The following is a 15,906-nucleotide window of genomic DNA, read 5'->3' on the forward strand; positions in this document are numbered from 1 at the left end:
ACCTGATCCCATCCCGAACTCAGAAGTGAAACGATGCATCGCCGATGGTAGTGTGGGGTTTCCCCATGTGAGAGTAGGTCATCGTCAAGATTAAATTCCAAAACCCCAATTGCGAAAGCAGTTGGGGTTTTGTTTTGTCCGCAGGAAAGTTCTTACAGCAAAGCCGGGCACGTCTTCGCTGTCAGCATGTCCCGACAATGCTAAGGTTCGGCCCTAGCGTTTGTATTTTCCAAGGAAGCCTTTATGCCGGACGCAACGTCCCTCAGTGCTGGTTTTATGGTGGTTCACGGCAACCGCCTGGACGAGTTACGCAGCCTGGTGGTGAGCTGGATGCGGCGCTACCCGCTGGCTCCCCTGGAAAATGAAATTGCCCTGGTGCAGAGCAACGGCATTGCGCAATGGCTGAAGCTGGCTTTGGCTGAAGACGCTGAAGATGACGATATGGGCGGCTGTGGAATCGCCGCCGCCATCGACGTGCAGTTGCCTGGCAGTTTCATGTGGCAACTCTATCGCATGGTCCTTGGACGCGACGAAATTCCGGCCAAGTCTCTGCTCGATAAATCCCCGTTGACCTGGCGTCTGATGCGCCTGCTTCCGCAGTTAATCAATGAACCTCACTTCGAACCGCTACAGCGTTTTCTGACCAACGACAATGATCTGCGTAAACGCTACCAGTTAGCCGAGCGGCTGGCTGATTTGTTCGACCAGTATCAGGTGTACCGCGCCGACTGGCTCGAAGACTGGGCGGAAGGTCGGCATCAGTTACGTAACGCAAGAGGCGAGCCCAAACCGCTGACTGCTGCCAATTACTGGCAAGCGCAGTTGTGGCGTGCTCTGTTGCTGGATGTGGGTGAAGAGGGCATGGCGCAAAGCCGAGCCGGCGTCCATCAGCGCTTTGTGGAGCGTATCAACAGCCTCGATGTGGCCCCACCCGGGTTACCTTCACGAGTCATCGTATTCGGGATTTCTTCTCTGCCGGCCCAAGCCCTGGAAGCATTGGCGGGGCTGGCCCGTTTCAGTCAGGTTCTGCTGTGCGTTCATAATCCATGTCGCCACCATTGGGCCGACATCGTCGCCGATAAGGACTTGTTGCGGCATCAATACAAGCGCCAGGCACGCAAAAGCGGAATGCCGGTTGTCCTCGACTCCCAAACGCTTCATCAACATGCCCATCCACTCTTGGCGGCGTGGGGCAAGCAAGGACGAGACTACATCAACCTGCTGGACAGCTACGACGACCCCAACAGCTATCGTTCGGCCTTTCGTGATGGCCGCATCGATCTGTTCAGCGACAGCCAGCCGCTGAACATGCTCAATCAGTTGCAGGACGACATCCTCGAGTTACGTCCCCTGAATGAAACCCGTGAACGCTGGCCGGCTGTAGATCTGGATGCAGATCAATCCATCCGGTTTCACATCGCCCATAGCGCACAACGAGAAGTAGAGATACTGCACGATCAGTTACTGGCGCGTTTCAGTGCCGATCCACAATTGCGCCCTCGCGATGTCATTGTCATGGTCCCGGATATCGACAGTTATGCACCGCACATTCGCGCGGTGTTTGGTCAGCTGGAGCGACAAGACCCGCGATTCATTCCGTTCACGCTTGCCGACCAGGGCCAGCGTGGCCGTGATCCATTACTGATCGCTATCGAACATTTGCTCAAGCTGCCTGACAGCCGTTTCCCGGTCAGCGAGATCCTTGATCTGCTGGATGTTCCTGCATTGCGCGCACGGTTTGGAGTAGAGGAGCGCGATCTACCAACCTTGCACCGCTGGATCGAAGGAGCTGGCATTCGTTGGGGCATGAATGCCGAGCAACGTGCCGGTCTCGGCTTGCCGCAAGCTCTTGAGCAAAACAGTTGGCGTTTTGGTCTGCGGCGGATGTTGCTCGGGTATGCCGTCGGTAGCGCCAGTGCCTGTGAAGGCATCGAGCCCTATGACGAGATCGGCGGGCTTGATGCTGCACTCATCGGCCCGTTGGTTGCGCTGCTTGATGCGCTGGAAATTGCGCACCGGGAACTGACGCAGCCGGCATCACCCCAGCAGTGGAGTTTGCGGCTGCAGGCATTGGTGTCGTTGTTTTTCCAGGCCAGTAACGAGCACGACGACTACGTGTTGACTCAGCTTGAAGAGTTGCGTGAAGCCTGGCTTGAGAACTGCGAGGCGGTAGGCCTGCAAGACGATTTGCCGTTGACTGTCGTCCGTGAAGCCTGGCTTGCGGGGCTTGATCAAGGGCGATTGTCTCAACGCTTTCTGGCCGGTGCTGTCAACTTCTGCACCTTGATGCCCATGCGAGCGATCCCTTTCAAATTGGTCTGCTTGCTGGGTATGAATGACGGTGATTATCCGCGTGCACAACCGCCGCTGGACTTTGACCTGATGGGAAGTGATTACCGCCCCGGCGATCGCTCGCGCCGCGAAGACGACCGCTACCTGCTGCTGGAGGCGCTGTTGTCGGCCCGTGATCAGCTTTATATCAGTTGGGTCGGCCGCAGCATTCGCGACAACAGCGAGCGCCCAGCGTCGGTACTGATTGGTCAGTTGCGTGATCACCTGGCGAGCGGTTGGCGACTGGCCCAGGATAGTGAAGACCTGCTCGAAGCGATCACGCAGGAACACCCTCTACAACCTTTCAGCGCCCGCTACTTTCATGAGGGCGATGAGCTGTTCAGTTACGCCAGCGAATGGCAGGTGCTGCATAAATTTGCGGAACAATCGGCTGATATCGAGCGGCTTGATGCCCACTTGCAAGATGAACCACTCAGTCTCGGTCAACTGCAGGATTTCCTGCGCAACCCTGTACGACATTTTTTCAGTCAGCGGTTGAAGGTGTTCTTTGAGTCGGCCCAAGTGCCTTTGGCGGATGAGGAACCATTTGTCCTGGATGCGTTGCAGCGATACAGCCTCAGCGACAGTCTGCTGGAAGCGGGACTGGCAGACCTGGAAAACAGCGATCAGGCGCTGGAGGTACAAGCCCGGCGTCTACAAAACGGCGGTCTGCTGCCAATGGCAGGATTCGGTCAGTGCCTTCAACGGGAATTGATCGAGCCGTTGCCGGATTTGCTGCAACGCTATCAGCAGTTGCTGACCTTGTGGCCAACGCGACTCACCAGCGCACTGCCGGTGAACCTGGAGTTGCATGCCCTGCGTATCGAAGGTTGGCTCAGTGGCCTGCATCAACGGACTGATGGTGGTTTGCTGTCCATCACCACGATCCCCAACAGCATTGGGGCGATCAAGTCTCGTAAATGGCATCGCCTGATCCGACCCTGGGTCAATCATTTGGTCGCTTGCGCAAGTGGTTTGTCGATGACCACCGCGCTGGTGGCCAGTGATGACAGTCTGCTGCTCGCTCCAATGGATGCGGAACCCGCGCGTCGCATTCTGGGGGACTTGTTGCTGGCCTGGCAGTCAGGCATGCGTCAGCCACTTCCTGTGGCAGTGAAAACAGCCTTTGCCTGGCTGGGTCAGAGTGACCCGGTCAAAGCCGAAGCGGCAGCGCGCAAGGCCTATGAAGGTGACGGCGTGAACACTGATGGGGAACGCCGTGAAAGTGTGGCGCTCGTTCGTCAGTTCGCCGACTACGACGCGCTGGTCGCCGATGAGACGTTTACCGATTGGTGTGACGCGCTTTATCGACCGTTGCTGGAGGCGCCCTGGCGTTCCTTGTCCACCGAGGAGGGGCGCTCATGAGTACCCAGACACCGCTCGCCCTCGCGTTCCCGCTACGCGGCAGTCAGTTGATCGAAGCCAGCGCCGGGACCGGCAAGACGTTCACTATTTCTGCGCTTTACCTGCGCCTGGTTCTTGGCCATGGCGTGGAGTCCAACGGGTTTGGACGTGAGCTTTTACCTCCGCAAATCCTCGTTGTGACCTTTACCGATGCCGCCACCAAAGAGTTGCGTGAGCGCATTCGAACCCGGTTGGCGCAAGCCGCTCGATTTTTCCGCGATGAAACACCGTCGCCCGACAGCCTGATTGCCGAGTTGCGTGACCAGTATCCGCCAGAGCAGTGGTCCGGTTGCGCAAATCGCCTGGACATTGCCGCCCAATGGATGGATGAAGCCGCGGTCTCGACCATTCACAGCTGGTGTCAGCGCATGTTGCGTGAACACGCATTCGACAGCGGCAGTCTTTTTACTCAAACACTGGAAACCGATCACAGCGACCTGTTGGGCGAAGTGTTGCGTGACTATTGGCGATTGTTTTGCTACCCGATGCAGGGCGATGCGCTGAACTGGGTACGCGCCAACTGGGGCGGGCCAGCCGCTTTGCTACCGCAGGTTCGTGGACTGTTTGCCAGCGAGCGCGACAACGTCGAAGGCAAGGCTCCCGCCGAGTTGATTACCGAGTGTTTGCAAGAGCGCCGGGCTGCGTTGGTCGAACTCAAGCTGCCCTGGCGTCAGTGGGCCGACGAGCTACTGATGATTTGCCACGAAGGGGTTGTCAGCAAAAGTGTCGACGGACGCAAGATGCAGGCACGTTATTTCGAACCCTGGTTCGAAAAGATCAAAGCCTGGGCCGACGATGAAACCCTTGAGCAACTGGACATCGGCACCGGTTTCACTCGACTGACCCCCGAAGGTATGGCCGAGGCCTGGAAAAAGGGTGAGGTCCCCAATCATCCAGGACTGGACGCCATGCCCGGGTTGAAAGCCTGTCTCGACAACTTGCCGACGCCAGATGCCGCTGTGCTGCAACACGCCGCCCATTGGGTCGGCACGCGGTTCGAGGAGGAAAAGCGTCGCCGCGCGGAAATGGGCTTTGACGACATGTTGCTGCGCCTCGATGCGGCGTTGCAGTCAGATGGCGGTGAACGGTTGGCGACCCTGATCCGTGAACAGTTCCCCGTGGCGTTGATCGACGAATTCCAGGACACGGACCCGGTGCAGTACCGGATTTTCGAGCGCATCTATCGTATTGAAGACAATAGTCCCGACAGCGGGCTGTTCCTGATTGGTGACCCGAAACAGGCGATCTATGCATTCCGTGGCGCGGATATCTACACCTATCTTCGCGCGCGACAGGCAACCACCGGACGCCTGCATACCCTGGGCACCAACTTCCGCTCCAGCCATGGCATGGTCCGCGCAGTGAACCATGTGTTCGACTGTGCCGAGTCGCGCGAATCGGGGCGTGGGGCATTTCTGTTCCGTGAAGGCAATGGTGAAAATCCGGTGCCGTTCCAGCCTGTGGCATCGCAGGGGCGCAAGGAAGTTCTGCAGAGCAATGGGCAAACCGTCCCGGCGCTGAACATCTGGCAGTTGTCCGCCGAGCAACCGTTGTCTGGTGCTGTTTACCGTCAACAACTGGCCGCCGCGTGCGCCAGTGAAATCACCGCCTTGCTCAATGGCGGGCAACAGGGGCGTGTAGGCTTCGCACGTGACGATCGGGATCTGGTAGGGCTGATGCCTGCGGACATCGCCATTCTGGTGCGCGATGGCAAGGAAGCGCAGGCCGTGCGTGCCGAACTAACTGCCCGCGGTGTGCGCAGTGTCTACTTGTCGGACAAGGACTCGGTGTTCGCTGCACAGGAAGCGCATGACGTACTGACATGGCTGAAAGCCTGCGCCGAGCCCGATGTCGAACGTCCGCTGCGTGCCGCGCTGGCCAGCATCACACTCAATCTGTCATTGACGGACCTTGAGCAGTTGAACCAGGACGAACTGGCCTGGGAATCCCGGGTCATGCAGTTCCGTGGCTATCGCGAGTTGTGGCGCAAGCAGGGTGTACTGCCGATGCTGCGACGCTTGCTGCACGACTTCCGGCTTCCCCAGACGTTAATCGCCCGCAGCGACGGCGAGCGGGTGTTGACCAACCTTTTGCACCTGTCCGAATTGCTGCAACAGGCGGCCGCCGAACTGGACGGTGAGCAGGCCCTGATCCGGCACTTGTCCGAGCATCTGGCGTTGTCCGGTCAAGCCGGCGAAGAGCAGATCCTGCGTTTGGAGAGCGACGAGCAACTGGTCAAGGTCGTGACCATTCACAAGTCCAAGGGGCTTGAGTATCCCTTGGTGTTCCTGCCGTTCATTTGCTCGGCAAAACCGGTGGATGGCAGTCGACTGCCTTTGCATTACCACGATGCCACGGGCAAGGCCCAGATCACTTTGAACCCTACGCCTGAACTGATCGCCCTGGCCGATCAGGAACGCCTGGCAGAAGATCTGCGCTTGCTGTATGTCGCCCTGACCCGGGCGCAACATGCGTGCTGGTTGGGCGTGGCGGATCTCAAGCGCGGCAGTAACAACAGCTCGGTACTGCACTTGTCGGCACTGGGATATCTGTTGGGCGGCGGTAGTTCATTGAGCGAGTCGGCGGGCTTGAGCATCTGGTTGCGAGAGCTGCAACAGGACTGTGCCGCAATCAGCTGTAGCGAAATGCCGGAAGCAACCAGCGAGCATTACCATCCACCGCTGAACACAGCTGCATTGCTCACACCATTGATCCCGCTACGCAAGGCGGCCGAGAACTGGTGGATCGCCTCTTACAGCGCCTTGCGCATCAGCGACATCCTGAGCGTGGGGACAGACGAGGCGCCCGAGAGTCCGCAGGCGCAGAAGCTGTTCGATGACGAACGCCTCGATCCGCAGGCACCCCGGGAGATGGCGGCCGGCGGTGCCGATATTCATCGATTCCCTCGCGGCCCGAACCCGGGCACTTTCCTTCATGGTTTGCTTGAATGGGCTGGCGATGAAGGTTTTTCTGCCAATCCACAAACGGTGGAAGATGCGATTGCCCGTCGTTGCAATCGGCGTGGCTGGGAAGGCTGGATCACTACGCTGAGTGACTGGCTTGTGCATCTGCTCAAATCGCCGCTGCCCGTAGGTGCGGGAAAGGCGCCGGTGATTTTCGAGCAGTTGAGCCAGTATCAGGTCGAAATGGAATTCTGGTTTGCCAGTCACAAGGTCGATGTACTCAAGCTCGATGCGCTGGTGCGCCAGTACACGCACAACGGCGTGGCCCGAGTGGCCGCCGAGCCGGTGTTGCTCAATGGCATGTTCAAGGGTTTCATCGACCTGACGTTCGAACACGATGGCCGCTATTACGTCGCCGACTACAAATCCAACTGGCTCGGGGTCGACGACCTGGCCTACACCGAGCAGGCCATGGAGCAGTCGATTCTCGACAATCGCTATGACCTGCAATACGTGTTGTACCTGTTGGCCCTGCATCGTCAGCTCAAGGCCCGGCTGGCTGATTACGATTACGATCGGCATGTCGGCGGTGCGTTGTACATTTTCCTGCGCGGGACGCGGGCATCCAGTCGTGGCGTTTATTTTGCCCGGCCACCCAGAGAATTGATCGAGCGGCTGGACCGGATGTTTCAGGGTAAACCGGAGCCCAAGGCAGAACCCGCGTGGGAACAGGGAGTATTGCTATGAGCCGCACCTTCGCCGATTTGCTGCCCACTTCATTGGCGGCGGACAGCTTCGCGGACCTGGCGCCTCTGAATTGTGCGGACGATCTGTTGTTGCTGCTGACTCGTTGGGTCGAGCGTGGCTGGCTGCGAGCACTGGATAAAGCCTTCGTGGCCTTTCTTCATGAGCTGGCTCCGGATGATGACCCATTGGTGCTGCTGGCGGCCGCGTTGACCAGCCATCAATTGGGACACGGGCATGTTTGTCTGGACCTGTTCGAGACATTGAAAGAGCCTGACTTCGCCCTGTCGTTGCCTCCGGAAGGCGATCTTCAGAGTGGTGTGATGTTGCTGCCTTCACAGTTACTGCAAGCGCTGGATGGCGCCCATTGGTGCAAGGTTCTGGCGGCAAGCAGTCTGGTTGCCTTGGCCGCCGACGAACGAGAAAGCGTGCAGACACGGCCGTTGGTGTTATCGGGCAAGCGTCTGTACCTGCGCCGCTATTGGGCTTATGAGCGGCGTATCGACAACTCACTGCGCGAGCGCCTGGCGGCGCATGAGGCCGCACCGGAGGATTTGTTCGAGCGTCTCACCGGTTTGTTCGGCCCAGCCAGGCCGGGGGAGGTCATCGACTGGCAGAAACTTGCCTGTGCCCTGGCCACTCGCGGCGCTTTCAGTATCGTCACCGGTGGTCCGGGAACCGGCAAGACCACAACGGTCGTACGCTTGTTGGCGTTACTCCAGGCTCCGGCCGTCGAGGCTGGCAAGCCGTTGCGCATTCGTCTCGCCGCACCGACCGGCAAAGCCGCAGCGCGGTTGACGGAGTCCATCAGCCAGCAAGTCCGAACACTGAAAGTCACCGACGCCATTCGCGAAAAAATTCCGTCCGATGTCACCACGGTTCACCGCCTGCTCGGCAGTCGTCCGGGGACGCGACATTTTCGCCACCACGCCGGCAATCGCTTACCACTGGATGTGTTGGTGGTGGACGAAGCGTCGATGATCGACCTGGAAATGATGGCCAACCTGCTCGATGCACTGCCGGAGCATGCTCGTCTGGTACTGCTGGGGGACAAGGATCAACTGGCGTCGGTGGAAGCCGGCGCAGTGCTGGGCGATCTGTGCCGTGATGCCGAGGCTGGCTGGTATAGCCCGCAGACACGCCAATGGCTGGAGGCGGTCAGTGGCGAAAATCTGGACACCAGCGGATTGCAGGAAGACACCCAGGGTACGCATCCACTCGCCCAGCAAGTGGTGATGTTGCGTCACTCGCGGCGCTTCGGCGAGGGCAGTGGTATTGGCCAGTTGGCCCGCTGGGTGAACCAGCAACAGCCGGAGGAAGCGCGCAAGCTGTTGACGGTACGCAGCCACGACGATGTATTCAGCCTGTCTCTCAAGAATGAACAGGACCGGGCGCTGGAGCGTTTGTTGCTCGAGGGCCATGGTGAGGGCGCACAAGGCTACCGGCATTATCTGAACCTGCTGCGCAATCAACGGCCGGCGCTTGATCGTCCATACGATGATCCGCGCTGGATCGACTGGGCCCGACAGGTCTTGCAAGCCTTCGATGCCTTTCAGTTGTTATGCGCCGTTCGCAAGGGGCCTTGGGGCGTGGAGGGGCTGAACCAGCGAGTCACTGATGCACTGCTCAAAGCGCGTTTGATCGACAGTGACCAGCAGTGGTACGAAGGCCGACCAGTCTTGATGAGCCGAAATGATTATGGCCTGGGCTTGATGAACGGCGACATCGGCATTGCACTCAAGCTTCCCGAACGTGAGGGGCCGCAAGCTGGTCGACAGGTGCTTCGAGTGGCGTTTCCACGCAACGACGGCCAGGGCGGTGTGCGTTTTGTCTTGCCGAGTCGGCTCAATGACGTTGAAACCGTGTATGCCATGACTGTGCACAAGTCCCAAGGCTCCGAATTTGCCCACACTGCGTTGATTCTTCCCGACGCGCTGAACCCGGTGCTGACCAAGGAGCTGATCTATACCGGTATCACTCGCGCCAAGGACTGGTTCACATTGATCGAACCGCGCGCCGGCGTGTTTGAAGAGGCGGTGAGGCGCAAGGTCAAGCGTTTGAGTGGGCTGATGCTGGAGCTGAAAGAGAGCAGCTATACGACGGATTGAAAGCAGCGGCGCGAGGCTATGCACACTGTCCGAAGTGCCGTAATGCGCGGCCTCGCTGGCGTTACGCCGCTATGCTATCGTTGCGGCATCATCTGGTAACGATCGAAGAGTATCCCTGCATGAAGGTGGCTGTCCGGGCGACAGAGCGTATCGCTGACTGCAAAAAAGCACTGCTCGCCGGGCTTCTCAGCTTGCTGTCGGCTGCCGCTTTCGCTCAGCCGCAAACCCCGTCGAGCATGGCCGACCAGCGTGCCGAGTCAGTGACTCAGGTGGTGCTGGGAATTCTCAGTTACGCCCGTTGGCCGGTCGAGCCTGCGCAACTGCGCCTCTGTGTCGTTGGCCCCACTGAGTACACTGACGATCTGGTCAAAGGCACGACCCAGGCGACAGGTCGGCCCGTGACGGTGCAACGACTCTTGGCGGACAACCCGTCCATCGCAGGTGAATGCAATGCGGTATACATCGGCAAACTGACCAGTGACGAACGCAGTCGGCTGTTCGCCTCGCTTACAGGGCGCCCGGTGTTGAGCATCAGCGAAAGCGATGATCAGTGCACGGTCGGCAGTCTTTTCTGTCTGCGCGTCACCGACGATCAGGTGTCTTTCGAGGTCAACCTCGACTCGGTTGCCCGCAGCGGAGTGCGTATTCATCCGAGCGTGCTGCAATTGTCCCGTCGCAAACCGGCGGCGACATGAGCCTGTTCAAACCGGGGACTCGTCCGACCCTGCGCTCGGTCATCGGTCGCGGTCATCTGGTCGTCGCGCTGGTGGCTGTTGCGATGGCCAGCGTTTCACTGACGCTGCTGGGCGTTTTGGCCTTGCGGGTGTACGCCGATCACAACTTGCATTTGATCGCACGCTCGATCAATTACACCGTGGAAGCTGCGGTGGTGTTCAATGACAAATCCGCGGCCACAGAGGCATTGGCCCTGATCGCCTCCACCGAAGAGGTAGCTGACGCCCAGGTTCTGGACATGCAGGGTCGGCTGCTTGCTCGTTGGCAGCGACCGGAAACCGGTTTGCTGTCCGACCTCGAAATGCAGTTGGCCAAGGTTTTTCTGGAAAAGCCGATCAACATGCCGATCGTTCACCAGGATCGGCAGATTGGCAGCATTGTGCTCATCGGGCATGGCGGCAGCCTGATGCGCTTCTTGCTCAGTGGTCTGGTGGGTATTGTCCTGTGCACCGCCATCAGTGCGTGGGTCGCGCTCTATCTGGCGCGTCGACAACTTCGCGGCATCATCGGCCCGTTGCGCAGCCTGGCTTCTGTTGCTCATGCTGCTCGCAGTGAGAGGGCATTCGATCGGCGCGTACCTGCCGCAACCATTGCCGAACTCGATAACCTTGGCAGCGACTTCAATGCCTTGCTCGATGAACTTGAATCCTGGCAGACCCATCTGCAGAACGAGAACGAGACCCTGGCTCACCAGGCCAGTCATGACAGTCTGACGGGCTTGCCGAACCGGGCGTTTTTCGAAGGTCGGCTGACGCGCGCGCTGCGCAATGCCAACAAGCTCGACGAGCGAGTCGCTGTGCTGTTTCTCGACAGCGACCGGTTCAAGGAAGTCAACGATAACTATGGTCATGCCGCTGGCGATGCAGTGTTGGTGGCTGTGGCCAAGCGGGTTCGCGCCCAACTGCGCGAAGATGACCTGGTGGCACGCCTGGGCGGCGATGAGTTTGCGGTACTGTTGACGCCACTTCACACCACCGAAGACGCTGAGCGCATTGCCGACAAGATCATTGCCAGCATGGAGGCGCCGATTCTGTTACCGGGTGATCACCAGGCACAGACCTCACTCAGTATCGGTATCGCCGTGTACCCCGATCATGGCGTTACCCCAGGTACGCTGCTCAACGCAGCGGACGAAGCGATGTACCAAGCCAAGCGCCTCGCCCGAGGCGCCCAGCACACGGCAGGGTCGGAGCACCCTGTCGCCGACGTTTAACTCAGGAGCTCGTACCGTGTTTTCATTTTTTTCCCGATCCTTTCGACTTTTTACTCTCCCGCTGATCCTGGCCGCATTGACACTGAGCGGTTGCCAGACTGCACCGCAAAAAGGCCTGACACCGGCGCAGATAGCGGTCTTGAAACAGCAGGGTTTCGAGTTGACCGATGAGGGCTGGGCATTTGGCCTGTCTGGCAAAGTGCTGTTCGGCAGTGATGTTGACAGCCTGAATCCGCAGAGCACGCAGATTGTCGAGCGCATTGGCAAGTCGCTATTGGGCGTCGGGATAGAGCGCGTAAGAGTCGATGGTCATACGGACGCATCGGGTAAAGAAGCCTACAACGAACAACTGTCCCTGCGCCGCGCAAAAAGTGTCGGAACCGTTCTGGCCGATGCCGGCATGCAGCAGCAAAACATTCAGTTGCGCGGCCTTGGCAGCAGCGAGCCCGTGGCATCCAACGACACCGCCACCGGCCGTACTGAAAATCGACGGGTATCGATTGTGGTCAGTGCCGATTGATGACACAGGCCTCGGCCAGTCATTCGTTAAACAGCAACTCCCGCGTTTCACCCAATAACAACGGGCCATTCAGCTCCGTTACCTCACGGATGTAATCCCACAACAGGGTAATCCGCTTGAGCTTGCGCAGGTCTTCGCGGCAGTACATCCAGAATTGTCGGGTGATGTTGATCTCCTGCGGCAATACCGGCAGCAAGCGCGGATCCTGAGCGGCGAGGAAGCAGGGCAGGATCGCCAGTGATCGTCCCTGTTGCGCTGCCACGAACTGCGCGATCACGCTGGTGCTGCGCAAGTTGGCGCTGGCGCCCGGGAGCACGTTGGCCAGGTACAGCAGCTCGGAGCTGAACGCCAGGTCGTCGACGTAGCTGATAAACGAGTGCTCGGCCAGGTCGGTCGGACGGCGGATCGGCGGGTGTTTATCCAGGTATTCCTGTGTCGCGTACAGCTGCAACCGATAGTCGCAGAGTTTGCAGCAGACGTAGGGGCCGTGCTCCGGGCGTTCCAGGGCGATGACGATGTCGGCTTCGCGTTTGGACAGGCTGATGAAGTGCGGCAGCGGCAGGATGTCTACCGAGATCGCCGGGTAGGTGTCGACGAAATGGCTCAACTGCGGCGTGATGAAGAAGCTGCCAAAACCTTCGGTACAGCCCATGCGCACATGCCCGGACAACGCCACTCCAGACCCTGAAACCTGTTCGCACGCCATGTGCAGCGTGCTTTCGATTGCCTCGGCGTATCCCAGCAAACGCTGACCTTCAGCGGTCAGGACAAAGCCACTGGTCCGGGATTTCTCGAACAGCAGAGTTCCCAATGAGGCTTCCAGCGAACTGATGCGTCGCGACACCGTGGTGTAGTCGACGGCCAGGCGCTTGGCGGCGGTACTGGCCTTGCGGGTCCGAGCCACTTCCAGGAAAAACTTGAGGTCATCCCAGTTCAGCGAGCCTAAGGACGTGATGTTTTTTTGCATGATGGACCGGCTTTTATGTGCGTTCTTATTAGAAGTTTGCACATCTATACTCCAAAAACAGCCCGATAAACAAATCGCGGCACACGCCTCATCTCAAGGCGACCTTTTCGCCTTGGCTCCCCTGATAAAAACAACGTCCAGGAGACCCACATGAACGCATCGCTCACGCCCAACGACACCACCGTACAAAAGGTCAAGCTGTTGATCGACGGCGAGTGGGTCGAATCCAAGTCCACCGAGTGGCACGACATCGTCAACCCGGCGACCCAGCAAGTCCTGGCCAAGGTGCCGTTTGCCACCGCCGAAGAAGTCGATGCCGCCATCGACGCCGCCCACCGTGCCTTTCAGACCTGGAAGCTGACACCGATCGGCGCGCGGATGCGCATCATGCTCAAGCTCCAGGCATTGATTCGCGAGCACTCCAAGCGCATCGCCGTGGTGCTGAGCGCCGAGCAGGGCAAAACCATTGCCGACGCTGAGGGCGATATTTTCCGAGGCCTGGAAGTGGTCGAGCACGCTTGTTCCATCGGCAGCCTGCAGATGGGCGAGTTCGCTGAAAACGTCGCAGGCGGTGTCGATACCTACACCCTGCGCCAACCCATCGGCGTGTGCGCCGGCATCACCCCGTTCAACTTCCCGGCGATGATTCCGCTGTGGATGTTCCCGATGGCCATCGCCTGCGGCAACACCTTCGTGCTCAAACCGTCTGAACAGGACCCGATGTCGACCATGCTGCTGGTGGAGCTGGCCATCGAAGCCGGGGTTCCGGCTGGCGTACTCAACGTCGTGCATGGCGGGAAGGACGTGGTGGACGCGCTCTGCACCCACAAAGACATCAAAGCGGTTTCCTTCGTCGGCTCGACCGCCGTCGGTACCCACGTTTACGACCTGGCCGGCAAACACGGCAAGCGTGTGCAATCGATGATGGGCGCCAAGAACCACGCTGTGGTGCTGCCGGACGCCAATCGCGAACAAGCGCTGAACGCATTGGTGGGCGCCGGTTTTGGTGCGGCCGGTCAACGCTGCATGGCCACTTCGGTGGTGGTGCTGGTGGGCGCGGCCAAGCAATGGCTGCCAGACCTCAAGGCGCTGGCGCAGAAGCTTAAGGTCAATGCCGGCAGCGAGCCGGGTACCGACGTCGGTCCGGTGATCTCGAAAAAAGCCAAGGCGCGGATTCTCGATCTGATCGAGAGCGGCATCAAGGAAGGCGCGAAGCTGGAACTGGACGGTCGCGAGATCTCGGTTGCGGGTTACGAAAAAGGCAACTTTGTCGGCCCGACCCTGTTCTCCGGCGTGACCACTGACATGCAGATCTACACCCAGGAAATCTTCGGCCCGGTGCTGGTGGTGCTGGAAGTGAACACCCTTGATGAAGCCATCGCCCTGGTCAATGCCAACCCGTTCGGTAACGGCACTGGCCTGTTCACCCAGAGCGGTGCGGCGGCGCGTAAATTCCAGACTGAAATCGATGTTGGCCAGGTCGGTATCAACATCCCGATTCCGGTGCCGGTGCCGTTCTTCAGCTTCACCGGATCGCGCGGCTCCAAGCTCGGTGACCTCGGTCCGTATGGCAAGCAAGTGGTGCAGTTCTACACTCAGACCAAGACCGTCACCAGTCGCTGGTTCGATGATGACAGCGTCAACGACGGTGTGAACACCACGATCAATTTGCGTTGAGGAGCCGGACATGAAAATCGCTTTTATCGGTCTCGGCAACATGGGTGCGCCGATGGCGCGCAACCTGATCAAGGCTGGCCATGCCTTGCGTATGGTCGACCTGAACAAAACCGTGCTGGCAGAGCTGGAGCAACTGGGCGGCAGCATCAGTGCTTCGGCCCGCGAAGCGGCTGACGGGGCGGAACTGGTGATCACCATGCTGCCAGCGGCCGTGCATGTACGCAGCGTGTGGCTGGGTGAAGACGGCGTGCTGGCCGGGATCGGCAAAGGTGTGCCGGCGGTGGATTGCAGCACTATCGATCCGCAGACCGCGCGGGACGTCGCCAGCGCCGCAGCCAAACAGGGTGTGGCCATGGCCGATGCGCCGGTTTCCGGCGGCACCGGCGGTGCGGCGGCAGGGACGCTGACCTTCATGGTTGGCGCCACCCCGGAACTGTTCGCCACCCTGCAACCGGTACTCGCTCAGATGGGCCGCAACATCGTCCATTGTGGCGAGGTCGGCACCGGGCAAATCGCTAAAATCTGCAACAACCTGCTGCTGGGAATTTCCATGGTTGGCGTCAGCGAAGCCATGGCACTTGGCGATGCCTTGGGCATCGATACCAAGGTGCTGGCGGGCATCATCAACAGTTCTACTGGCCGGTGCTGGAGTTCGGAGATGTACAACCCGTGGCCGGGCATCGTTGAAACGGCGCCTGCGTCACGTGGCTATACCGGCGGCTTTGGTGCCGAGTTGATGCTCAAGGATCTGGGGTTGGCGACGGAAGCGGCGCGACAGGCGCACCAGCCAGTGGTGCTTGGCGCGGTGGCCCAACAGTTGTATCAGGCGATGAGTCTGCGTGGGGAAGGTGGCAATGACTTCTCGGCGATCATCAACAGCTATCGCAAGCCGCAATAACGGATGCTACGAAAACTTTTGTGGCGAGGGAGCTTGCTCCCGCTGGTTCGCGCAGCGGACCCAAAATAAGGCAAATGCGCAGTTTCAGCTAAAACGTGCCTGCTGATTGAGCTTGCTCCCGCTGGTTCGCGCAGCGGACCCAAAATAAGGCAAATGCGCAGTTTCAGCTAAAACGTGCCTGCTGATTTCACGACTGCTTCGCAGCCGAGCGGGAGCAAGCTCCCTCGCCACAGGTTTGGTATTGYCCTGCAGGYTTTTTTGACCGGGAGATCACGTCGGGTGATCTCCCGGTTTTTTCCATCAGGCGAACACGAAATACTTGGCAGTACTCCCATTTCACGTATTTACGCGGACTTTTGTGGCGAGGGAGCTTGCTCCCGCTGGTTCGCGCAGCGGACCCAAAATA

The 15,906-nt window shown here is 59.3% G+C and carries 9 protein-coding genes and 1 rRNA gene; 9 read left to right on the forward strand and 1 reads right to left on the reverse strand.

What is annotated here, in order from left to right; all coding sequences use genetic code 11:
• From rrf to ASD60_RS15835, 7 genes are all read left to right on the forward strand, one after another.
• A 5S ribosomal RNA gene (gene rrf, locus ASD60_RS15805) occupies positions 1 to 90 on the forward strand; the annotation flags it as partial.
• 153 nt (positions 91 to 243) lie between these two features.
• A complete protein-coding gene (gene recC / locus ASD60_RS15810; RefSeq protein ID WP_056854905.1) occupies positions 244 to 3,696 on the forward strand; it encodes an exodeoxyribonuclease V subunit gamma in 3,453 nt (1,150 codons plus the stop codon).
• Positions 3,693 to 7,385 (forward strand): exodeoxyribonuclease V subunit beta, encoded by a 3,693-nt coding sequence (recB, locus tag ASD60_RS15815; protein WP_056854906.1) that lies wholly within the window; start codon positions 3,693 to 3,695, stop codon positions 7,383 to 7,385. Before recC ends, recB begins: the two co-directional genes overlap by 4 nt.
• Positions 7,382 to 9,490: an exodeoxyribonuclease V subunit alpha gene (recD, locus tag ASD60_RS15820; RefSeq protein ID WP_056854907.1), complete on the forward strand. Its 2,109-nt coding sequence runs from the start codon at positions 7,382 to 7,384 to the stop codon at positions 9,488 to 9,490. Before recB ends, recD begins: the two co-directional genes overlap by 4 nt.
• Before the next feature lie 119 nt (positions 9,491 to 9,609).
• The gene (locus ASD60_RS15825; protein WP_056854908.1) at positions 9,610 to 10,185 is read left to right on the forward strand and encodes a YfiR family protein; all 576 of its coding nucleotides are present in this window, start codon (positions 9,610 to 9,612) and stop codon (positions 10,183 to 10,185) included.
• Positions 10,182 to 11,438, forward strand: coding sequence for a diguanylate cyclase domain-containing protein (locus ASD60_RS15830; protein ID WP_056854909.1), 1,257 nt, complete (start codon positions 10,182 to 10,184; stop codon positions 11,436 to 11,438). The genes ASD60_RS15825 and ASD60_RS15830 overlap by 4 nt, the downstream gene beginning before the upstream one ends.
• Before the next feature lie 16 nt (positions 11,439 to 11,454).
• Positions 11,455 to 11,958 carry an OmpA family protein gene (locus ASD60_RS15835; protein ID WP_056854910.1) on the forward strand — a complete coding sequence of 168 codons (504 nt, stop codon included), beginning with the start codon at positions 11,455 to 11,457 and terminating at the stop codon, positions 11,956 to 11,958.
• Between the two features lie 19 nt (positions 11,959 to 11,977).
• Here the strand turns inward: ASD60_RS15835 and ASD60_RS15840 are convergent, their stop codons facing one another.
• On the reverse strand, positions 11,978 to 12,925 hold the full coding sequence (locus ASD60_RS15840) for a LysR family transcriptional regulator (protein ID WP_056854911.1): 948 nt from the start codon (positions 12,923 to 12,925) through the stop codon (positions 11,978 to 11,980).
• Positions 12,926 to 13,075: 150 nt separating this feature from the next.
• Between ASD60_RS15840 and ASD60_RS15845 the strand changes: the two genes are divergently transcribed.
• Together ASD60_RS15845 and mmsB are read left to right on the forward strand one after the other, a co-directional pair.
• The gene (locus ASD60_RS15845) at positions 13,076 to 14,602 is read left to right on the forward strand and encodes a CoA-acylating methylmalonate-semialdehyde dehydrogenase (RefSeq protein WP_056854912.1); all 1,527 of its coding nucleotides are present in this window, start codon (positions 13,076 to 13,078) and stop codon (positions 14,600 to 14,602) included.
• Positions 14,603 to 14,612: 10 nt separating this feature from the next.
• On the forward strand, positions 14,613 to 15,500 hold the full coding sequence (gene mmsB, locus ASD60_RS15850) for a 3-hydroxyisobutyrate dehydrogenase (protein WP_056854913.1): 888 nt from the start codon (positions 14,613 to 14,615) through the stop codon (positions 15,498 to 15,500).
• The last annotated feature ends 406 nt before the right edge of the window (positions 15,501 to 15,906 follow it).

It is taken from the genome of Pseudomonas sp. Root562, assembly GCF_001427125.1.
Classification (GTDB): domain Bacteria; phylum Pseudomonadota; class Gammaproteobacteria; order Pseudomonadales; family Pseudomonadaceae; genus Aquipseudomonas.